This window comes from Ensifer sp. (genome assembly GCF_035999135.1).
Lineage (GTDB): Bacteria > Pseudomonadota > Alphaproteobacteria > Rhizobiales > Rhizobiaceae > Ensifer.
On the sequence record NZ_DASYGZ010000139.1, the window covers coordinates 1 to 21,351 of the forward strand.

At 61.8% G+C, this 21,351-nt stretch carries 16 protein-coding genes; 5 read left to right on the forward strand and 11 right to left on the reverse strand.

The features are described 5' to 3' along the window. On the reverse strand, window positions 1-3,945 hold a 3,945-nt coding region (locus VGO12_RS16370), incomplete at its 3' end, for a beta strand repeat-containing protein (protein ID WP_327513799.1). 577 nt (window positions 3,946-4,522) lie between these two features. Here VGO12_RS16370 and VGO12_RS16375 point away from each other — a divergent pair. The 4 genes from VGO12_RS16375 to VGO12_RS16390 are packed head-to-tail and all read left to right on the forward strand — an operon-like array spanning window position 4,523 to window position 6,739. Next, a complete protein-coding gene (locus VGO12_RS16375; RefSeq protein ID WP_327513800.1) occupies window positions 4,523-5,053 on the forward strand; it encodes a phage tail protein in 531 nt (176 codons plus the stop codon). 22 nt (window positions 5,054-5,075) lie between these two features. After that, window positions 5,076-5,606: a phage tail protein gene (locus tag VGO12_RS16380; protein ID WP_327513801.1), complete on the forward strand. Its 531-nt coding sequence runs from the start codon at window positions 5,076-5,078 to the stop codon at window positions 5,604-5,606. Between the two features lie 36 nt (window positions 5,607-5,642). Further along, window positions 5,643-6,176, forward strand: coding sequence for a phage tail protein (locus VGO12_RS16385; RefSeq protein WP_327513802.1), 534 nt, complete (start codon window positions 5,643-5,645; stop codon window positions 6,174-6,176). After that, entirely contained in the window at window positions 6,173-6,739 is a 567-nt protein-coding gene (locus VGO12_RS16390; protein WP_327513803.1) for a GNAT family N-acetyltransferase, read from the forward strand. The genes VGO12_RS16385 and VGO12_RS16390 overlap by 4 nt, the downstream gene beginning before the upstream one ends. Window positions 6,740-6,754: 15 nt before the next feature. On the opposite strand, the gene VGO12_RS16395 is transcribed toward VGO12_RS16390, so the two are convergent. The 8 genes from VGO12_RS16395 to VGO12_RS16430 all read right to left on the reverse strand — a co-directional run bounded on the left by VGO12_RS16395 (window position 6,755) and on the right by VGO12_RS16430 (window position 18,104). Then, entirely contained in the window at window positions 6,755-7,048 is a 294-nt protein-coding gene (locus VGO12_RS16395; RefSeq protein WP_327513804.1) for a DUF6916 family protein, read from the reverse strand. 144 nt (window positions 7,049-7,192) lie between these two features. Continuing rightward, window positions 7,193-8,104: an NAD-dependent epimerase/dehydratase family protein gene (locus tag VGO12_RS16400; protein WP_327513805.1), complete on the reverse strand. Its 912-nt coding sequence runs from the start codon at window positions 8,102-8,104 to the stop codon at window positions 7,193-7,195. Between the two features lie 284 nt (window positions 8,105-8,388). Next, window positions 8,389-9,240 (reverse strand): ATP-binding protein, encoded by an 852-nt coding sequence (locus tag VGO12_RS16405; protein WP_327513886.1) that lies wholly within the window; start codon window positions 9,238-9,240, stop codon window positions 8,389-8,391. Window positions 9,241-9,479: 239 nt separating this feature from the next. Further along, a complete protein-coding gene (locus VGO12_RS16410; RefSeq protein WP_327513806.1) occupies window positions 9,480-10,649 on the reverse strand; it encodes a glycosyltransferase in 1,170 nt (389 codons plus the stop codon). 212 nt (window positions 10,650-10,861) lie between these two features. Further along, window positions 10,862-12,091, reverse strand: a complete 1,230-nt coding sequence (locus VGO12_RS16415) for a glycosyltransferase family 4 protein (RefSeq protein ID WP_327513807.1) — start codon at window positions 12,089-12,091, stop codon at window positions 10,862-10,864. 37 nt (window positions 12,092-12,128) lie between these two features. After that, on the reverse strand, window positions 12,129-14,339 hold the full coding sequence (locus tag VGO12_RS16420) for a polysaccharide biosynthesis protein (RefSeq protein WP_414650734.1): 2,211 nt from the start codon (window positions 14,337-14,339) through the stop codon (window positions 12,129-12,131). 664 nt (window positions 14,340-15,003) lie between these two features. Further along, window positions 15,004-16,329 (reverse strand): HlyD family type I secretion periplasmic adaptor subunit, encoded by a 1,326-nt coding sequence (locus tag VGO12_RS16425; protein ID WP_327513808.1) that lies wholly within the window; start codon window positions 16,327-16,329, stop codon window positions 15,004-15,006. After that, on the reverse strand, window positions 16,326-18,104 hold the full coding sequence (locus VGO12_RS16430) for a type I secretion system permease/ATPase (protein ID WP_327513809.1): 1,779 nt from the start codon (window positions 18,102-18,104) through the stop codon (window positions 16,326-16,328). Before VGO12_RS16430 ends, VGO12_RS16425 begins: the two co-directional genes overlap by 4 nt. 251 nt (window positions 18,105-18,355) lie before the next feature. On the opposite strand from VGO12_RS16430, the gene VGO12_RS16435 reads away from it, so the two are divergent. Beyond that, entirely contained in the window at window positions 18,356-19,549 is a 1,194-nt protein-coding gene (locus tag VGO12_RS16435) for a calcium-binding protein (RefSeq protein WP_327513810.1), read from the forward strand. A 118-nt stretch (window positions 19,550-19,667) separates the two neighbouring features. Here the strand turns inward: VGO12_RS16435 and VGO12_RS16440 are convergent, their stop codons facing one another. Both VGO12_RS16440 and VGO12_RS16445 read right to left on the reverse strand, forming a co-directional pair. After that, window positions 19,668-20,375: an HAD family hydrolase gene (locus tag VGO12_RS16440; protein WP_327513811.1), complete on the reverse strand. Its 708-nt coding sequence runs from the start codon at window positions 20,373-20,375 to the stop codon at window positions 19,668-19,670. Next, window positions 20,375-21,346, reverse strand: coding sequence for an ATP-grasp domain-containing protein (locus tag VGO12_RS16445; protein ID WP_327513812.1), 972 nt, complete (start codon window positions 21,344-21,346; stop codon window positions 20,375-20,377). The genes VGO12_RS16440 and VGO12_RS16445 overlap by 1 nt, the downstream gene beginning before the upstream one ends. Window positions 21,347-21,351 lie beyond the last annotated feature (5 nt).

The window sequence follows — 21,351 nt, forward strand, 5'->3', positions numbered from 1 at the left end:
CAGCGTCAAGCCGGCCGGAAGCGCGCCGCCGGTGACCGCATAGGAGTAGGGAGCCGCCCCGTTGGCGGCGGCAATCGTCAGGTCATAGGCGTCGGCAACCGTCGCACCGGCAAGCGCACCCGCAGCCGGCGTGAAGGCGAATGTCGGCGGAGACACCGTCACTGTCACCGTCGCTGCGGCAGAGGTCCCGGTCGTGTTCGTCGCCGTGTAGGTGAAACTATCGGAGCCCGAGAACCCTGCAGTCGGCGTATAGCGGAATTCGGTCCCCGCCACCACCACGGTACCGTGCGAAGGCGCCGTGGCGATGGTGACCGACGCTGCCACACCGCCGCTCAGATCGGGCGCAATCACATTGGCAGATGAGTTGGCGGCAACCGTTGCGGCCGTCGCGCCGGCGATCGGCGCCTGGATCCGCACATGCAAACTATAGGTGCCGCTCGATGCAACGGCATTATAGGTATCGGTGGCCACGACCGTGAAGGTGAAGTCGCCGTTGGCCGTCGGCGTGCCGGAAAGCGTTCCCGCCGCATCGAGCGAAAGCCCCGCCGGCAAGGTTCCGCTGGCAATCGAATAGGTGTAGGGCGCCGTACCGCCGATGGCACTGAAGCTCTGGCTGTAGGCTGACGCCACGGTGGTGATTGGCAAGGCGCCGGCGGCCGGTGTAAAGGCGAAGATCGGCGAAGAGACCAAGAACGACTGACTGATGTTGGCGGCTGCCAGATAGGCCGCATCGCCTGCCTGCGAAACTTCAATCACGCACGTGCCGCCGTTGCGGAAGCTGACAGCTCCGCCCGGTGTGACGACGCAGACGGTCGGCGCTCCCGACTGGAATGTGACCGGCAGTCCGGAACTGGCGGTCGCGCTCAAGGTGACCGGCGTCGCATAATCCTGCGGGCCCGGGTTGGCAAAGGTGATCGTCTGCGGCGCTTTTGGCGTCACCGCGTTCGACGCGCTTGAGGCCGGTCCCGTTCCCGCAGCATTGGTCGCCGTCACGGTGAATGTGTAGCTCGTGCCGTTGGTCAGGCCGGGAACCGTGACCGGGCTCGACGACCCCGTTCCGACAAAACCGCCCGGATTGGACGTGACCGTGTAACCGGTGATCGATGCGCCGCCGGCGCTTACCGGCGCGGTAAAATTGACGGACACTTCGCCGTCGCCAGCGATAGCCGTGCCCATGGTCGGGGCGCCTGGCACGACCGCATTGACGATGAACGTCTCGCTTACCGTCGGCGCTGGCAGGTAGGTCCCGTCACCGCCCTGGTCCACAGCGATGGTGCAATTGCCGACGCTGTGGAAGGTCAAGGCGCCGCCCGGCGTGATCGTGCATACGGCCGCGGTCGAGGATGTGAAGGCAACGGGCAGGCCCGCACTGGACGACGCCGTCAATGTCGGCGTGGTGCCAAAACTCATCGGGCCGGGATTGGCGAATGTGATCGTCTGGGCTGCCCGCGGCGTCACCGCATTCGACGGCGAAGACGCCAACCCTGTGCCGGCGACGTTGGTCGCCGTGACTGTAAACGTATAGCTGACGCCGTTGGTAAGGCCGCTCACCGTGACCGGACTGGTTGCACTCGTTCCGGTAAAACCACCTGGGTTCGACGTCGCCGTATAGGTCGTGATCGATGCACCGCCAGAGCTTGCCGGCGCGACGAAGGCGACAGAGGCCGAAGACACATCGGCCGTTGCAGTTCCGATCGTCGGCGCGTCTGGAACAATCGCATCGACGGCAAAGGTCTCGCTCACCTGCGGCGCGGCAAGATAGGCAGCGTCACCGGCCTGATTTGCCTGGATGGTGCAGCTGCCAGCCTGATGGAAGGTCAGATCACCATCGGTCGTCACCGTGCACACAGCCGCCGTCGACGATGTAAACGCCACTGGCAAACTCGAGCTCGCCGTTGCCGTCAAGGTGGGTGTCGTGCCAAACGTCTGTGCCCCCGGATTGGTAAACGTGATCGCCTGACTTCCTTGCGGCGTGACGGCGTTTGAGGCTCCGGAAGCCGGCCCAGCGCCGACGCTGTTGGTCGCGGTTACCGTGAACGTATAGCTGGTGCCGTTGGTCAGACCGCTGACGCTGATCGGGCTTGAGACGGCCGTCGCCGTGAACCCGCCGGGGCTCGACGTGACGGTATAGCCGGTGATTGCGCTGCCGCCATTGAAGGCCGGCGCAACGAAACTCACGTCCGCGCTGGTATCAAGCGCCGTCGCAGTGGCCGCGGTCGGTGCGCCTGGAGCCACGGCGGCGACTGTGATGCTGTAGCTCTCGGTCGCGGCGCGGCTATGCATGTCAGTCGCCGTGACCGCAAAATTGTAAGGACCGGCAATCGAGGGCGTGCCGGTGATCGCCGCGCTCGACGGATCCAGCGACAGGCCCGCCGGCAGGGCGCCGGATGTCACCGCGTAGGTGACCGTGCCAAGCCCATTCGCTGCAGTGATCGACGTGTCGGAATAGGGCGTGCCTGCGGTGGCACCCGCCAAAGCACCGCCCGCGGTCAATGTCATCGCCGGCGCGGTAATCAAAATCGAATAATTTGCGGTTGCCGATCCGGCGGTGAGAGCCGTTGCCGTGATCGTAAAGTTCTTGGTGCCATAGCCGGCTGCCGTCGGTGTGCCCGAGATCGCGCCGGTGGTCGAGCTCAAAGTCAATCCATCCGGAAGCGCGCCCGCAGACACCGAATAGCTGATCACTCCGAGGCCGCCGCTCGCGGTGACCGACGCGCCCGGATAGGTCATGTCCACCACGCCGCCGGCCAGCGCACCGCTCGCGGGCGTCAGCACCACCGGTGGCGCTGCAATCGTTATCGAGTAGGTTTTGGAGTCTTGCCCGACAGTCGCGGCCGTAGCCCTCACCGTGAACGTGGCCGTTCCGTAGGCCGCGTTGGTCGGCGTCCCCGTAATCGCGCCGGTCGACGGATTGATGGCGAGGCCCGCCGGCAGGCTGCCCGACGAAATGGCATAGGTGATGGCGCCGACCCCGCCGGTCGCGGAAATCGACGTGTTCGAATAGGAGACGCCCACCGTACCGCTCGACAAGGCAGTGTTGTTTGCAGGCGTCAGCACCACCGGGGGCGCTGAGACGGTGATCGAGTAATTTGCAGAGGCCGACCCCGAGGTGGCCGCCGTCGCCGTAACCGTAAAGTTCGCAGTGCCGATTGCAGCGGCCGTCGGCGTCCCGGTGATCGCCCCGGTCGCCCCATTCAGTGTAAGGCCCGCCGGAAGCGATCCGGTCGTCACCGTATAACTGATCGTGCCTGAACCGCCCGTCGCCGAAACGCTCTGCGAATACGCAGTCCCCACCGTCCCGGCAGAAAGTGCCGAACCGCTCGCAGGCGACAAAGTCACCGGCGGGAAGCTGTTGATGGTCACCGTAATGTCCTGCGCCAGGAAATGGACGCCACCCGTCGAAATCGTTGTGCTGTCCTGAACCTTCAGTTTGAACGTAAAGCTTGCTGCCGCCGTGGGTGTTCCGGACAGCAAGCCGCTGGACGAAAGGCTCAGGCCGGTCGGCAGAGTGCCGCTGTCGCGTGTGTAGGTGTAACCGGGCGTGCCACCGCTCGCCGTAAATTGCATGCTGTAGGGGACACCGACGCCACCGTCCGGAGGATTGTCTGGCGTTACGTCGATCACCGGCGCTGCGATCGTCGGATTGTAGCTCTTGTCATATGTATGGGGCGTCGGCGTCGTTGAATCGGTCACCCGCACGATGAAATTGTATGGCCCCGAACCGGTGGGCGTTCCCGAGATGACGCCGCCAGCCGAGAGCGTGAGGCCGGGTGGCAGCGTCGTCCCGCCGGTGAGCGCATAGGTATAGGGCGCCGTGCCGCCGGTGGTCGTGAGTGTCTGGCTGTAAGGTGAGCTGATAGCGGGGGTCGGCAGGCTCGCCGGTGTCACCGTCAACGGCGAGCTCGACGGCGCAATCGTCACGTTGAAGGTAACAGGCGACGACATGCTTTCATCGTACGCAATAAAGCTGTCGGATGTCGCTCCGTCCCCGTTGTTGGTGTAAATGAGGGCATTGGTATTCGTCGGCATGCCGAACGTCAGGCTACCGTGGCTCGGAGGCGTCCCCTGGTTAGGGATGAAACCCCATACGGAACAAGTGATGATACTTGTCCCGCCGGACGCCACCGAGATGTTCTGGGTCGTTCCGCAGGCACCCGCCCTGGCGGGGGAAGCCGGCCAGAACGCTCCCAGGCACAGCAGCAACAGGAAACCAAGGAGTAAAGATAACGGCTGGCTACGACCGCCCACGAGGCATGCCCGACCGATTGACTTCTTCAACATGTCCCGCCCCCGTGCGCACTGCACGCCACATGGACGGAAGTCCATCGTCACGATCAGTCCGTTCACCGCCTCGGCTATTGAGTGACACGTAATTTCGAGTCCTACAACCCTGAATCGCACCACTTCTACGCGAAAGCTAATAAAAAATCTTCTATAACCCCTCTTCCTAACTTGCTCGTTATAGGAGAGAGTGGCTGCGGGGATAAATCCAGAGTCGTCACGTTTGTTGATCGGGGGAACAATGGCCGAGGTTTTTGTCGGGCAGATCATGATGGGCGGATTCGGCTTTGCGCCGCGTTCTTTTGCATTGTGCAACGGGCAGATCATGGCAATCAGCCAGAATCAGGCCTTGTTTTCCCTGGTGGGAACGACATACGGCGGCAATGGCAGCACGACATTCGCCTTGCCAAACCTGCAGGGACGCACACCCGTGTCGGCCGGACAATCTGTCGATCCGAGCTGGCAACCTCCAGTCCACGGGATTGGAGCAGTCGCCGGCGTGGAGAACGTAACGCTGAATTCGCAGCAGATCCCGTCCCACTCGCACATTGGCAATGGCGCGACCGCTCCTGGCGGGGAGCGCAATCCGGAAGGCAAGCTCTTCGGCACCACCTCCACGCCGGTGTACGCCAAGACCGGTGGTGTACAGGTTCTGCTGTCTCCGCAAACCGTCGCACCGACCGGTGGCAATCAGCCTCACCCCAACATGCAACCATACAACGTGATCAATTTCTTCATTGCACTTGCGGGTGTTTACCCGTCGCGCAATTGAGCCCAGCCGTCGGAGGTCAAGAATGAGCACTCCCTTTCTCGGGGAAATACGGATGTTCGGTTTTCCGCGCGTGCCGCTCGGCTGGCAGGCGTGCGACGGCACTCTGCTCTCGATCGCACAAAATGATGTGCTCTATGCGCTCATCGGCACGACCTATGGCGGAGACGGCGTGAATACCTTCGCCGTACCGGACATGCGCGGTCGCGTGCCCCTCCATTTTGGTAATGGACAGGGGCTGACACCCCGCAGTCTCGGCGAGAGGGGCGGCACCGAAAATGTAACGCTCGTGAGCACGCAATTGCCTGCGCATAGCCATCCGATATTTGCCACTACGGCGACGGCTGAGAGCACAAAGGTCGATGCGACGATGGAGCTCGGTACGCTGGGAAGCGATACCCTCTACGCAACCGACACGTCCAACCTCCCCGGTTTCAACACCTCGCTGCACTCGACCCAGCTGACAGGCAATTCAACACCGCACAACAACTTGATGCCGACGCTGACGGTGCAGTTCTGCATCGCCACGGCCGGCATCTTTCCGTCGCAAGGCTGATCGAACGAGCCTCGATCTCACAGCAAGGGGATAATAATGTCAGAGCCTTTCGTAGGTGAAATCCAGTTGTTCGGCTTTCCCTTCGCGCCCAAAGACTGGGCGCTTTGCAACGGCACGCTCTTTCCCATCCAGCAGAACACTGCTTTGTTCTCGCTGATCGGCACAATCTATGGAGGCGATGGCCGCACCAATTTCCGGCTACCGAATTTCATCGGACGCGCCGGATGCACGCAGGGCGCGGGGCCGGGCCTGACGCCCCGGGACATCGGGGAGACGTTCGGCGAATACGATCATACGCTGGACTCGACGGAAATGACGGCACATTCTCATGCGTTTACGATCTACAACCAGTCAGACGCGGCAAAGAAGGCAAATACACCTTCCCCTGGCAATTCGCTGACCCTGCCCGCCCAAAGCCAGATGATGGCTTTGGATGCCACCCCATATGCACAGTTTGCACCAGCCATGATCGGCTTGACGGGCAATGGACAGTCGCATGAAAACCGGCAGCCTTATCTTGCGGTGAACTTCTGCATCTCTCTTGCCGGCGCCTTCCCGTCTTTCGGATGATGCGGCCGGATGAAGTTGCCTCAATCACGTTTGCGTCGCGGCTCGATCAGCCTGCCGTCACGGTCACAGGCATGTCGCTGCGACATGCAACACGGGCAGATGTTCCATTTCTGATGGAGCTCTACCGTTCCTTCCGGGTGGACGAAATGGCCCCCGTGCCATGGTCGCCCGAGCAGAAGCATGCGTTTCTTGAGCAGCAGTTCTTGCTGCAACACCGCCATTACACGGCCGTGTTTCCCGAGGCGGAGTTTCTCGTGATCGAAATCGGCGGCAGACCGGTCGGCCGTCTCTATCTCGACAACAAGCAAGAGAACTGGCTGATCGTCGATATCGGGCTGTTGCCGGAATGGCGCCGGCAAGGCAGGGGAAGTGTACTGATATCGGCCATCCAGGACCAGGCAAAGGCATCCGGCGCAGCTGCCATTTCCCTGCATGTCGAACAGCGCAATTTCCGCGCCCAGGCCCTTTATACCCGTCTGGGATTCCGCGTGACAAACGACGCAGGCACGCACATTCATATGGAGTGGGACGCTTCGAGACCGTCCCAAGCGCGACTCGCTTAACGGCCCGTCGTCACCTCAATTGAAAACGGCCTGATAAACGATACCCTGCCTGTCACGGGCTACCGGTACGAGGAAGATGTCCAGCGGGCCGAGCGAGGCATTTTTCAGGCGATAGACCTGCTGCGGCAGGACGATCGCCGAAGTGCTGCGGAAGAGCAGCGAAAACGGAGCCCGAAGCACTCCCGGCAGAATCGGGGTCGTAGCCGCAGTCGCCTCTGCGAGCGTCAGCGGGACAGTGCTTTCGCCAAGAGACAGGTCGAACGCCTCGCCGACGCAACCCGCGAAATGTTGAAGCGTCAGCAATCCCATGCGTTTTCCTCCTCGCGATTCCCGCCTGGGTCGCTTTCGGCTTTTCTACAACACACAAGTTGAATGCAAAAGCCCGCGCGATCCCGTTTGCGTCGGAATGGCGGGCGAAATTTGAGGGGGCGCCGTCACCACGGCCGTTGCTCGTCAACGCAACAGCTGCGAAAGACCGGCGCGAAGATCCGTTTGGCACGCATAGTCGAGCGTGGCGCGCAGCGTCTCGACCGATCCCTGCGAGCGCCGGACTTCGCCGGGCAGGCCTTCCGTGTGGCGAACCGTGGAGGCCGAACCCGTTTCTTCGATCATGATGCGGGCAAGATCGTTGATCGACGTTTCGGTGCCGCTACAGACATTGATGATGGTGGAACCTTTTTGGAAACGGCCGACAGCCCGCACGAGCGCCTCGACGACGTCGCCGACATAGACGAAGTCACGGGTCTGACAGCCATCTCCGTTGATCGTGATCGCTTCGCCGCCCTTCAACCGCTGAACGAACTTCGCGATGACGCCGGAGTAGGGAGATGATGGATCCTGCCCCGGCCCGTAGACGTTGAAGAACCTGAGGCCAATGCTGGAAATGCCGTAGACCTCGTAGGCCGAGCGCGCATGCAGTTCACAGGAGAGCTTGTCGGCACCATAGGGCGAGAGGGGAGCACAGAGACCGGATTCCGACAGCGGCAGATCCTGGCTTGCCCCATAGACAGCGGCGGACGAGGCGTAGACAAGCGGGAGATCGGCGCGTGCAGCGGCAAGCGTCTCGATAAGCGTCAGGAACCCGGTGATGTTGATGGCGTGCGACGCCGTCAAATGGCGTCTGCATCGCTCCACCGATGAGACCGCGGCCAGATGGATACACGCATCGGCTCCCTCAAGCGCGCGACGAACGGCCTCGCCATCGAGGATCGAGCATTTGATGAACGTGGCGGCCTTCGGGATATTCTCGAGTTTTCCTGATGTCAGGTCGTCGAGGACAACCACTTCGTTGCCGGTCTCCAGCAGTTTGCGAACGATGTGCGCGCCGATGAAGCCAGCTCCACCGGTAACCAGAATCCTCTTCACGCGATTTCCCCTCACGACACCGCATCAAGGTGCACCCGGGACTAAAGGAATACCGGCGCTGCTTGCCTGCGCGAAGCCGCCACTTTCCCTACATCTCTCCTGGCGCCACCCTGCGTCCGGCCGCGATCCTCCTTTGCCGCCCTGATGCAGTCAAGCCTCGGACCCGACGGTTTACCGTTTCGCGAAGAAGGCGCGCCCGGCTGCAAAATCACACGCATTGATTGCAGGTCCGCTGTTCGCGACAAGCGCGCCCCTTGCAGTGGCAGATCAAGTGCCGGGGATCTTCAGGACGGACGATATCCAAGGATCAGGTCTTCGACCTCCGAACCGCCGCCGACCCGCTTCACCACAGAGAACGAACCATCTGCGCCGACCTCGAAGAGCGTGCCGCCGTTTTCGCCTTTTTCGTTCGTCCGCGTCACGATCAGGAGGCTCCCGGGGCCGCTCAGATAGGAGTGGATATTGGCGACCGCCGTGCGGATCTGATCATTCGAAAAGTAACTCCGGTTCAAAATGTTGGCGGCGCGCACGAGATCGAAGCGGCCGGCGAAATCGGCCGAGCGCCGCATGATGTCATCTTCGACGAACGCGATGGAATCGGCGTCCGACAACGACCGCGTGATCATCTGCACCGGCTCGCTCCTGCCGCTGCGGATCAGCGCACGCAGGCGCGGCTGCAGGATGGTGCTGGCGAGGTGGCGGGGTATGAAGGCCAGGGACACATAGTCAAGCCGGCGTATCCACGGCCGGATCGCAAGCCCGGCGACATCGTATTGCAGCGGCCAGCCCTCCGGGTCGGCGAGAACACGAATTCCCGTTGCCACTTCGACGATATGGGCGTCTATGAAAAGATCAGTTGCGGTGATCCTCGGCGCCGCGCCGCATGTCTCCAGGTAGCGCAACAGTTCAACCGTCGTCACACCGGTCGAAACGCCGACGTCGAGGGCCTCGCGCAAGCGCTCGGACCGCTCGGTCAGCACCGGCCTGAACGCCGTCTCCAGCTCACGAAAGCGCGATGGCCGTGTCAGCTTGAAGGTGCCGTTCCGCATCTTCAATTTTGCAAAGAACTCCGACTCCCGGGTGTAATCCGTGGAGGCCTCACTTCCGGAATAAAACTGCCGGGCGCTCATAACCATCATCTGACTACCTGTGCAATTGTGACTGCCAGTTGCTGAACCAGGCTTTGTGCGTTCACGTCTCAACCGTGCCGCCTGCGTTGCCGTAGGCAGATTGATTGCTTGCTACAAAGGTCTTGAAAGAGAACTGGCCGTCATCGGCTTCCAAAACTTCGAAAACAACAACAGATGAATTTCAGTATATTCGAAAATAATAGCGGAATGATATCAACTCTCTCCGCAATTCCAAGGTCCTTGGGTCAATTTTCGTCAAACCGTGCACGAAGCGAATCCGAAATATCGCGACGCGCCTTGGGCGGGCCTCGCGTGACTGCGGCATTGCCCGGCCCGGCGTCCGCTCCCGTGGCAACCGATGCCCGTTGGCCCGATTTGACCAGTTCATACAGATCTTCATAGGAAGAGACGGTTCGCTCGATCGAAAAACTTTGCGCCCGTTGCCGCGCATAGGCAGCGGCATCGCCGTACTTCTCCTCGCCCCCGACGAGGGCAAGGATGCGTTCGGCGAGACGCCGGTGATCTTGCGCCGGAAATCGATAGGCGGCATCGTCGACGACCACCGCCAGCCCGCCAACGTCACTGACGAGAACGGGCAGGTTCGCGGCCATTGCCTCCACCACGGCCACTCCGAAGCCCTCCCAATGGGAGGACTGCACATAAAGGTCGATACGGCTCAAAAATGCCGGAATGTCCCGGACCAGGCCGGAAAAATGAACCCGGTCGCGAACACCCAGCGTCACCGCCAACTCTTCGACGAGAGATCGGCGGCTTCCCACGCCGGCAAAACTCGCGTGCACATTGTCCGGCAACAGCGACAAGGCGCGCACGATCGTCTCCTGGTCCTTCTTATCGGTGAAACTGCCGACCATACCGATGTAGAACCGGCCATCCACCTTCGGTCCACGGGCCCGCGTCGACGCGAAACGTTCGAGACAAACCCCGTTTTCGATCAGATGGATTTCTGCCGCCATCGGCGCGAGCCAGGTCTGCAGGTTTTCGCGAACCGGCTCGCTGATGGCCGCCACGCAATCATACCGGCCATAGATCCAACGCTCGATCCCGCGCAACCAACCCCTCGCCCGTCGGCGATTCCACGTGTTGTGCTCGGTGTAGATCTTGCGGAATGGGAGCAGTGCGCAAAAATATAGGGACGGGAAAAGGTGAACGTGAACCAGATCCGCCGCCCGCATGGCGCCCCATGCCCTTGCGATCGACCGCGGGCTTGACAGTTTGACCGCGACAATCGTCACGGCAGAAAAGGCGGCGTCATCGAGGAGCTCGATATTGGCTCCCTTCCAGACGATCACAGTTGCCGAGAAACGCGTTTGGCGCTGCGCCATCTCCACGACCAGCCGCTCGGCACCACCGTTTCCGTTGAGGTCGTTGATGATATGAACGACACTGCCTGTCATCGCAAGACAATCGCCTCAAATATTCGTCCAATTCAATTATGCATAGCAACGATCACATCAACAACAACAACTGCAGAATACGTTTAATATTGCAATTTGTTCGTTCCAAACAAGATCTTCGCACATCACACGAAGCAGCAAGAGAAAGGTGACGCGGCTCTTCTTCGGGTAATGAGCCGTCTTGGCTGTTCAAGAGAGGGAGGTTCATGGCGTCAGAGCAATGCCATGCGATCCAGAAGAAGCGTGTTCACCGCATGAACGTCGAATTTTGACTGCGCCAGGTCACGGGAGCGGAGCCCCATTTCCGGCACCAGCGAGGGAGCCCTGAGAAAGCGGCACATAACCTCCGCCAGTTCCTTGGCGTTGCGCGGTTCGACGAGATAGCCGTTGACGCCGTCGATCACCGTCTCATCGCAACCCGGCAGATCGGTGGTGACGATCGCCCGTCCCGTCGACATGGCCTCGAGAATGCTGCGCGGAATGCCCTCGCGATAGTAGGACGGCAAGACGAACACGCTGCATGCCGCGAGATGGGGGCGCACATCGGTCGTCTCACCGAGATAGGTCAGGCTTCCGTCCTTGACCCAACCGTCGATGGTGTCGGCGGAAATGGCCGCGGGGCCCGGGTCGAATTGCCCCAGAAGGCGGAACTCCGCCTCCGGATGTTGCTCGCGCACCCGGCGCGCCGCCTCGGCATACTCGGTGATGCCCTTGTCCTTCAAAAGCCGTGCGACAAGGAGAAAGACCGGGCGCTCGACCGGGGGGCTCGAGAACGTATAGTGCTCGAGATCGACGCCCGAACCCGGCACCAGCGTCAGTCCCTTGGGGTCCGACATCAGTCCGCAACTGGTGATGTCGGCGGAATCGGCGCGGTTGTAGGCAAACACCCCGGCCGCACCCTTCAGCGCCAATCGGTAGAGCCGGATACTGATCTGCTTGACGCAACGGCCGACCCATCGCTTGCTGGCCGCTTCGGAATAGACATGCCCAAGGCCGGTGACGAGAAAGTACCGCCTCCTGACCCCGGCAAGCCTTGCCGCGATGCCGCCATAGACGATCGGTTTCATCGTATAGGGGATGACGACGTCGATCCGACGCGATCTCAGGAGCCGCCAATAGGACCACAGTGTCGCAAGATCCGTCAACGGATTGAGCCCCTTGCGCGCCATCGGCGCGTGGACGAACTCGACCCCGATGCCGGCCAGTTGCCTGGCGACGTCCTCGTCCTTTTCAGGACCGACGGCCACCACGGAGTGGCCGGCCTGGACCAGCCGACGCAAGAGTTCCAGCCGGAAATTCGTCAACGACCGGCTGTAGCTCGAGAGCACCGCGATGCGCTGTTTCGGAGCCGCTGCCATCGCGACCGCTCCCGTGACCATGGCGCCTGCCCTTTGCTGGGCAGGCGGCTTGACCGGAGAAAAATCGCTCGCATCGATCAACATGCACTGCTCCATACAGGCGTTTGCGGGAAACGGACGATCACAGTGGCATCGGTGTCGAAGGTGGCCCCTGCCTCAGGTTCGCGAGCGCCGCCTGCAGCACATCCTCGGAAAGATGGGCGGAATCCGCGTCCAGTGCCGCTTCCTCGCCGTCAAGCGACGAGGCGCCTTGTGAACCTTCGGCAGAATGCTTGTCGAAGCCCGGAATGAGGCTGTTCATGATCGCAAAGACCATGGTCTGGTCACCGAGTTCGGCAAACAGTTTCAGCCGCGCAAACATCTCTTTCAGCGTGGTAAGCGGAACGGCGTTCGGAATGGCACCGAGAACACCCGGGATCGGCGAACTGATCCGCTGCTCGTTGGTGTCGAACAGTTCCTCGAACAGTTTTTCGCCGGGGCGCAAACCGATGATCTCGATGTCGATATCCTTGCCGGGCGTAAGGCCCGCAAGCCGGATCATGCGCCGGGCGATATCGATGATCTTGATCGGTTCGTTCATGTCCAGAACGAAAATCTCGCCCTTTCCGATTTCGCCTTCCAGCCCGTAGGCCGAGGCTTGCAGCGTCAGCTCCACCGCCTCGCGGATGGTCATGAAGAAGCGGGTCATGCGCGGATCGGTGACCGTCAACGGACCGCCCTTGGCGATCTGCCGCTTGAACAGCGGGATGAGCGAACCACTCGACCCCAGCACATTGCCGAACCGCACGGTCATGAACCGCGGCCCGGAACCCTTCTTCAGGCAATGCAGATCGAGCGCCTGGCAGTAAAGCTCGGCCAGCCGCTTGGTCCCGCCCATCACGCTTGTCGGGTTGACAACCTTGTCGGTCGAAACCTGCACCATCGCCTGCACCTTGAAGCGACGGGCAGCATTGGCGACGTTCATCGTACCGATGACGTTGGTCAGCACCCCCTCGCACGGATTGAGCTCCACCATCGGCACATGCTTGAGCGCCGCCGCATGGAAGACCAGTTCCGGCCGGTATTTCGCGAAGACATCGTTGACCCGGTTCGCCCTGCGGACATTGCACAGGTTCGCCGTACGCTTGACGCCGGGATAACGTTCGCCCAGCTCCATATCGATGGCATAGAGATTGTACTCGCAGTTCTCGACCAGGATGAGCTCCGCCGGCTCGCGCGCAGCCACCTGCAGGGTGAGCTCGCTGCCGATCGAGCCTCCGGCGCCGGTGATCAGCACGCGCCGTCCGCGCACGAGGCGAAGAATTGCATCGTTGTCGAGTGCCGCCTGCGGACGCTCGAGCAGGTCGGTGAGTTCGATCGACCGAAGCTCGAACCGGCTTTCCTGCTTCGCGCTCTTGAGTTCTGTGATTTGCGTCAGGCGTGACACGGTCATGCCACGCGCTTCGGCGCGCCGAACCACATCCTCGGCACCTTCGCCGAAACTCGAGAGCGCCTCGGTAAAGACGACGTGGCGTGGTACCTGACCGGCTGCTGCGAGCTCGCCAACGACCCGGTCGAAATCGCACAGTGCGCCGAGGATCGGAATACCCCGCAAGGTCATGTCCGTGTGCTCGGGCATCGCCTCGAGGCAGCCGACCGGTTTGTGGTTGCAATGCGGATCGCGGCGCAGTGCCCTGAGATAAAGATCCGCGGCATGACCGCTGCCGACAAGCAGGGTCGGGATCTGTCCCGCATTGTCTTCGGCGACGGGCTGGCGCCGCGCCGGCCGCAATGCGAGCTCATCCAGCCGGAAACTCAGCCTGGACGCCGAGAGAAATGCAGTCAAAAGCAACGCCTCGAGGGGCACGACGCTTCGTGGCATATCCTGAAGGCGATTGGCAAAGAACGACATCAGCACGAGAGCTGCCGAGCTGAGCAACACGGCCTGCAGGATCGAGCGCAGGTCCGATACCGAGCAATAGCGCCAATCGCGTGCGTACAAACCGGCGATCGGGAAAGCGAGCGCACAGGCAAGTATGTATTGCGGCCCGGTGGTCGCCAGGGCCCAGGCAAGCTCGGGCCGCGAGGACATGGCATCGAAACCGTAGCGCAGGAAGAAGGCCGCGACGAGCGCCAGCGACGCCGACACGATATCCATCACATAGAGCCTGCGCGATCGGCGGACCTGCTTGATCGACGATACGGTGGTCCGTGCCGCCAAGCGCGCGAGCGCGCGTCCGACGGCGGCAAACCAGTTGAGTGTGTTGAGGAACCGGGCCCAAAATCTCGCCGTCGGTGACGGAGCTGGGGCAACGGCTTGTGTGGGCTGGGCAGCGGCTTCGTTGCGATGCATGCGACACCCTTCGATCAATAGAACGTCGTCCACCCGCCGCGCCGAAAACGGACGGACGGACGATGTACTTTGGACAATCATTGTCCTGTTAATTTGTGCGGAATAAACTTCGGATACCTATGACTTCATACTAAGTTACCTGAAATTTATTTCATTTAATGACTGAACTACGAAAACGTTCTGGCAATAAGATAAGCTATTTGCTCGAAAACTGTCGCACGCCGAAAATCCCATGTAAATTATCTTTTTGTTTTATAGATCGAGTTTTGGCTACCAAACTTAGAACTCAATAGTATTAATCGCATCAAGTGCATAACCCGTAAGGATTAATCACAGAAAAGAGCCGCCGCAGGGCGATGTGCATCGGCGACGATTAGCGCCATTGGCGCGAGATAAATCGGGCATGTGGAAAAGAATAGGCAAAATATCCGCCGCGGAATCAAAGGTGTAATCGTGATGAATTTTGCTCGTCACGACCTTGCGACTTGGAAGATCTATGCCGGCGACAAGTGTAGGGCTGATGCAACGGTTTGCCGTTCACCTGCCGCGAGCGGCAGAAAAGCATGGACACAACCCGGCCTTAGCCGGGTCGGACGGAACGCTGACCGCGTGCCGGCATCAACGGGCCGGCATCGACGGGCTGCATCTCCACGCAACGGCGCCGTCACTCGCCGGCGAAAGCGCGCCTGTAGGAGTCGGCAATCGGCTTCACCAGGTACTCCAGGAAGGTCCGGTCGCCGATTTCGATGAACGCATCGATTGGCATGCCCGGATGGAGCTGATCCATCCGCACGCCCGCGGGCAGTGGCATGTCGAGATGCAGGACCGCGCGGTAATAGGGTTCTCGGGTCGCAGGGTCGCTCAGACGGTCGGCCGACACATGCGCAACCGTCGCAGACACCTCGGGCGTGAGGCTCGCGTTCAGGGCCGACAGACGGATCCTTGCCGGCTGGCCGACATGGACGACGTCGATATCCTGCGGGTGGATGCGCGCGTCGACGACGAGATCGCCGGTCGGCAAGATCTCCATGATCTTTTCTCCCGGGCCGATCACGCTGCCGATGGCATTGTAGACGGAAGCGACGACCACTCCGTCGACCGGAGCCTTGACGACGGTTCGCTCAAGCACGCGGCGCGCCGCCGACACCTGCTCCTCCACGTCGGCGAGCCCGGTCTTCACCTCGTTCATCGCAGTCACCGCCTGTTCGACACGCTGCGTCTTCAGCCGCTCGATCTGTTCGCGGGCCTCGGCAACCTGCGTGCGGCTCGACGAAGCCTCCGCCTGCAGCATCCCGACCTGGCCGAGCAGATCCGCCTCGACCCGCAGGAGCTGGGTGTACTCCGTCCGGTTCGTCAGTCCCTTTTCGAGAAGGCTGAACTTCCGTCCCGCCTCGCTGCGCACGATCTGCGTCTGTTTTTCGACGGCGGCCTTCTGCGCCGAAAGCCCCTCAAGTCCATCGTTCAGACTTTCGACCCGCTGCTGCAGGATGACCGTTTCCGAGGTGAAGCGGGCAAGCCGGCTTTCAAACTCCTTGACCTGCTCTTCGGTAAGGTCACGGCTTGCGGCCGACATGGTGGCGGGGGCATTGCCGATGTTGATCGTCAATTCCCGCCGGCCGTCGCGCTCCGCGGCAAGGCGGGCCTCTCTTGCCTTCAGCGCAACCCATTGTTTGGCCAGACGATTGAGCTGGGTGCGCGCGACCGTATCGTCGAGCACCACCAGTGTCTGCCCCCTGCTGACGGCATCTCCCTCGCGAACCGCGATCTCGCTGACGATGCCGCCTTCCAGATGCTGGACGAGCACGTTGCGACCGGTCGCGGTCAGGGTGCCGGCAGCGACTGCGGCCCCGGAAAGCGGTGCCGTCGCAGCCCAGTAGCCGAAACCGGCGAGGATGAGCACCAGGGCGGCATAACCGATCCGCGCGATTGGCGTCGTGTCGGTCGCGATCGTTTCGCGCCACGACCGTGGCGTCTTGTCAGCCGTCATCATGGGCGGTCACCGGCCCTGCCGGGGACGAAGGCGGCGACATTGGCGGCGGCGATGTTGGGTGGTCGCTTCGCACTAGCTCTTGCCATCCTCTCGGCGCGTTCGGATTGGGCGCGGCGCGCCACATCTTCAGTCAGACCAAAATCCTCGACCCGGCCGTTGTTCATCACCAGGATCCGGTCGCAGGTCTTCGCGATCGACATGCGGTGCGTGACGATGACGACCGTGACGCCCTGTGCCTTGGCGTCGCGAAGCGCCTGACCGAGAGCCGCCTCGCCTTCGCTGTCCAGGTTAGCGTTCGGCTCGTCGAGCACCAACAGGCGCGGGGTACCATAAAAGGCGCGCGCCAACCCGACGCGCTGGCGCTCGCCGCCGGACAGGTTGCTCGAGCCGGGCCCAATCAGGGTCTGATAGCCCTTCGACTGCCTCAGAATGAGGTCGTTGGCATGGGCCGCACGCGCGGCGGCGACGATATCCTCATCGGCAGCATCCGGATCAAACCGGGAGATGTTGGCTGCAATCGTTCCAGGCAGGAGCTGGACGTCCTGAGCCAGATAGCCGACGAGCCGGCCGAGCTGTTCGGGGTCCCAGGTCCTCAGGTCTGCGCCATCGATCGCGATCGTGCCCGCGGTCGGGGCCACGGCACCGGTCAGCAACCGGGCAAGCGTCGACTTGCCGGCCCGACTTGGACCGACGACGGCGATGCTCTCGCCGGCTGCAATCGTGAAATTCAGCCGTTTCAGGATCGGCTCAGGATCAGCCCCTGCGTCCGGCGACACGTAAAGCAGGTCTCGCACGGCAATATGGCCGACCGGGTCCGGCAGCCGGAGCCTGCGCCCCTCCGTGCCTTCCGCCGCGATCACCTTTTCGAACCGCGTCCAGGCACTGCGGGCCTCCATCGCCTGCTTCCAGATCCCCACCAACTGGTCGAGCGGCTGCAGGGCGCGCCCCGAGAGGATCGAAGACGCGAAGATCATGCCGGCGGTCATCTGTCCCTTGAGCACGAGCGTCGCCCCCACGGCGAGGATCGCCATCTGGAGGATCATGCGCACCGACCGGGACACGCCGCCAAAAATGGCGTTGACGATGAGGCTTCCGTCCGACGCGGCGGTTGCGGCCGCGAACTGGCGGCCCCAGACCTCGCCGACATTGCCCGTCATCCCCATCGCGCGCACCGTCTCTGCGCTGCGGCTGAAGAGCTGCGCGGTCAGATTGGCGCTGGTGATGCGCTCCTGTGCGAATTGCGATGCCCGTTTGTTGGCGTACTGGTTGAGGAAAACCACGAGGATGATCACAACCGCACCGATCGATGTCATCACGAACAACATCGGATGAAGAATGTAGAGAAGCGCCGCAAACACCGGCGAGAACGGGAGATCGAAAAGCACGGGCGTGCCGCGCGACGCAACAAAGCCCCGGATGGTCGAAAGATCACGCAACGGCTGAATGTCGCCCGGCTCGCGTCCCGTTGACTTGAGCACGCTTGCGAAGGCTGTCGGTCCCAGTTCGCAGTCGAGCTTGGCAGCCAGGCGCACCGCGTAGACCGCGCGAATCACATCGAGCAATCCGAGGAATGCAAAGGCGAGGAAGGCGATAATCGCAAGATAAACCAGCGTTTCGAGGCTCGATGACGGCAGAACGCGATCGTAGACCTGGATCAAAAACAGGGGTGACGTCAGGGCCAGAATGTTGACCACCGTCGAAAACAGGCCGAGGTCGATCAGGCTGCGCCGAAACGCAGGCCATAGTTTACTGTCTCTGATTCTCTTGTCTGCCATGCTGTAACGACACCGGTTTAAAGATTTTGAGTGGGGCCGTATCGATGGAACTCTTGCCCGCTGTCAACGTGCCGGGAGTTGAGTGGATACTATACATCTATTGTAGGGGTTGCTTATAGATGTTATTTTGGATTCCCACCACATAACGCGACAGGTCACAGTTTTCACACGCTACGGTCGCTTGCTGTTCTTGCAAGGCGGTCGGTAAAAGCAACGGCGCGTATTCTGCCCCACTAATAAAGGATGGAAACATGATCGTTAAGGGAAGACCCGTAGCTGACACGCTTTATGGCACGAACGTAGCCGATACGATTTACGGATATGGTGGCGACGATAGCCTTTGGGGCTATGCCGGGGACGACTATCTCGACGGAGGAGATGGCAACGACCGGATGTACGGTGGCGACGGCAACGACTTCTTCAAGGCCGGTTCGGGTGACGATTACGCCGAAGGCGGCGCCGGCAACGATTCGTTTGACGGCGGACTCGGCAACGACCACTTCGTCGGCGGCCTCGGCAACGACACGTTCGACGGCGAAGACGGCGACGATATCCTCGACGGCGGCGATGGCCACGACATCATGCTCGGCGGTGCCGGCAACGACACCTTCTATGGTGGCGCCGGCGAGGAGTACATTGACGGCGGCGCCGGCAATGACATCATCTATGCCGGTGACGGCAACGACGGCTTCATCAACCGCATCAACCCGGCGACCGGCAAGCTGACGACCCAGGCTGTCGGCGGCGGCGCCGGTGACGACTACATCTACGGCGAAGGCGGCAACGACGCGCTGAAGGGCCAGTCCGGCAATGACCACGTCTATGGCGGCATCGGCGATGACCGCGTCGACGGCGGTGATGGCGACAACTACATGGACGGCGGCGACGGCAACGACATTCTCGATTCCGAGAATGGCCGAGACGAAGCCCATGGCGGTGCGGGTGTTGACAGGATCAGCGTCGGCGCCGGTGACGACCTCGTCTATGGTGATGGCGGCAACGACAGCATCAGCGGCGAAGACGGCAACGACGTGCTGAACGGCGGTGACGGCGACGACCTGTTTTACGGCGGGTTCGGCAACGACACGATCCGCGGCGATGCCGGCCGCGACACGCTCATCGGCGAGTCCGGCTCGGACACGCTGTGGGGTGGCGCCGATGCCGACCGCTTCGTCTTCAAGGGCGCAGGCGCGATCGACGGTGGCAAAGACACCATCATGGACTTCCAGGATGGTCTGGACCGTATCGTTCTCGAAAAGCTCGGCATCACCCGCTACGCCAACACCGGCGCCGCCGGCACGGTGTATGCCTATGACGATGCCAGCGGCGACGTGATCCTGAAGGCACAGGATTCGGCCGGCCACGCCTTCCAGATCGTTGTCGACGATCCGAATGGAACGCTTTCGGCGGCCAACTTCAGCGCTGCCGACTTTACATTCGCATAAGATCGGCGTGCCCCGGATAAGGGCACATCATAACTTTGGCCGCGGACGGGCGCGCACGCTCCGCGGCCATGCTTTTTTTTCAGGCGCCTGCCTGAGGTATGCTTGCGTCGGATGTTTATCAGGGGGAGGTTTCCGCTGGCCGGAACGACCGCAGCGCATCTTGCAATTCGTCGAGATCGTTGATGCGGATATCGGCCTGATGGGCCTGGTCCGGTGCGGCCGACTTGTGAACACGGGCCTCGCGCGCCACCATGACGGTTCGCCACCCGCGGCTGCGCGGGGTGACGAAATCCTTGACCGGATTGTCGGCGACGTAGACGAGATTGTCGGGTTCGAGCCCTGTCCAATCTTCGATCGTTTCGTAAGCTCTTGCGTGCGGCTTCCAGAAGGCACGCCCCCAGAGATCGGTGAAGATCACGCGGTCGACGAAAGCTTCGAGACCAAGCGCCTTGACTTTGGCCTGCTGGGTTGCTGCAGGCCCGTCGGTGATGATCGCCCGTCTGCCTGTGCGTGTTCGTTCCAGATAACGCCGGGCATCCGGGGCAAGAGCAATGTCCGGCTTGTGACCACGGTAGACAGCAACCAGTTGTGCAACCAGCGCCTTGTCGGGTTCAATGCCGAGGGCGGCCAGGGCCTGATCGAAGACATGCCCGCTGTGCCCGTTTGCCGCCGCCGCCCTGCATTGGACGGCAAAGCCTTCGACACCGGCGTGGCTCGCGAGAAAGCAATCGACGGCAGAAAATCCGCTCGCGACGAAATCCCGCTCCAGATAAAGCGTGTCGTCGAGATCAAAGACTATGACCTGCTCGCGGGCCGACATAGCCATTACCCCCTGAATATCGCGGCATCGTACCGCAGCATCAGCACACCCTCGCGCCAATTGTCATGCGCCGTGCTCGGCAAGCCCGCGACCTCTTCAAGGAGGAAACGGGCGTAGGTGGCACCCGCATGGTCGACGAGAGGATAGCCGCCGCCGAACCGGGCGTTGATCTCGATAACCCTCGGCCCCGTCCGGCTGTCGTCGATGACCTGGAAACAGAATGCCCCGCGCAAGGCCGGCAGCGCTCGCATGATGCCCTCGGCCATGGCGCGGTGAACGGCATGGCGCTCGGTAACTCCTTTTTCCACCTCTCCCGCGCGGATGCGCAGACGCCGGTGCGAGATCACCGATACGAGATCGCCGGCGGCGTTGACGAACGCATTGACCGTATGCTCCGGACCGTCGAGATATTGCTGCAGGATCATCGGCTCGGAACTGCTGGCGGGCAGTTCGGCCTCAGAACCGACCACGCTGATCGACCGGCTGGCGCTGCCGGCGTTCGGCTTCAGGAAAAGCGGCCAATCCCAGTCAGCAAGCTTGCCGCGGACCTCCTCCAGCATGCCGGTTCGCGGCACCGGGACGTCGGCGGCGGCCAACACGCGCATCGTTTCGAGCTTGTCGCGGACGACGTCGATGACGGGCGGCGGGCTGACATGGACGCGGCATCCGGCCTGGGCGAAGGCGTCGGCGGCGATCGCAAGTGGCAACAGTTCCGGATCGATCGTCGGAACGATCAGGCGGATTTCATTGGCTTGCGCGAGGTCGGCAAGGCGTGCTGCAAACTCGGGATGGCCATAGGCCGGAACCGTGAAGGCCCGATCGGCGATGGCACAGGCTGCGCTCAGGTCCGGGTCGACATCGCAGGCAAAAACCTTGAGATCGATCTGAAGCGTCTGCGCCGCCCGTCGGAAGCACTCGATGAGGCCGACGCGCCTTCCGGCGGAAGAGACGAGGATGTTAAGCGACCTTTGCGTCATGCGCG

What these genes read in the sequence shown, in the direction of transcription:
- VGO12_RS16390 (WP_327513803.1), top strand. Translation starts at nt 6,173, where the DNA reads ATGATGCGGCCGGATGAAGTTGCCTCAATCACGTTTGCGTCGCGGCTC.
- VGO12_RS16375 (WP_327513800.1), top strand. Translation starts at nt 4,523, where the DNA reads ATGGCCGAGGTTTTTGTCGGGCAGATCATGATGGGCGGATTCGGCTTT.
- VGO12_RS16430 (WP_327513809.1), bottom strand. Translation starts at nt 18,104, where the DNA reads ATGGCAGACAAGAGAATCAGAGACAGTAAACTATGGCCTGCGTTTCGG.
- VGO12_RS16420 (WP_414650734.1), bottom strand. Translation starts at nt 14,339, where the DNA reads ATGCATCGCAACGAAGCCGCTGCCCAGCCCACACAAGCCGTTGCCCCA.
- VGO12_RS16410 (WP_327513806.1), bottom strand. Translation starts at nt 10,649, where the DNA reads ATGACAGGCAGTGTCGTTCATATCATCAACGACCTCAACGGAAACGGT.
- VGO12_RS16405 (WP_327513886.1), bottom strand. Translation starts at nt 9,240, where the DNA reads ATGGTTATGAGCGCCCGGCAGTTTTATTCCGGAAGTGAGGCCTCCACG.
- VGO12_RS16380 (WP_327513801.1), top strand. Translation starts at nt 5,076, where the DNA reads ATGAGCACTCCCTTTCTCGGGGAAATACGGATGTTCGGTTTTCCGCGC.
- VGO12_RS16440 (WP_327513811.1), bottom strand. Translation starts at nt 20,375, where the DNA reads ATGGCTATGTCGGCCCGCGAGCAGGTCATAGTCTTTGATCTCGACGAC.
- VGO12_RS16445 (WP_327513812.1), bottom strand. Translation starts at nt 21,346, where the DNA reads ATGACGCAAAGGTCGCTTAACATCCTCGTCTCTTCCGCCGGAAGGCGC.
- VGO12_RS16435 (WP_327513810.1), top strand. Translation starts at nt 18,356, where the DNA reads ATGATCGTTAAGGGAAGACCCGTAGCTGACACGCTTTATGGCACGAAC.
- VGO12_RS16415 (WP_327513807.1), bottom strand. Translation starts at nt 12,091, where the DNA reads ATGTTGATCGATGCGAGCGATTTTTCTCCGGTCAAGCCGCCTGCCCAG.
- VGO12_RS16395 (WP_327513804.1), bottom strand. Translation starts at nt 7,048, where the DNA reads ATGGGATTGCTGACGCTTCAACATTTCGCGGGTTGCGTCGGCGAGGCG.
- VGO12_RS16425 (WP_327513808.1), bottom strand. Translation starts at nt 16,329, where the DNA reads ATGATGACGGCTGACAAGACGCCACGGTCGTGGCGCGAAACGATCGCG.
- VGO12_RS16385 (WP_327513802.1), top strand. Translation starts at nt 5,643, where the DNA reads ATGTCAGAGCCTTTCGTAGGTGAAATCCAGTTGTTCGGCTTTCCCTTC.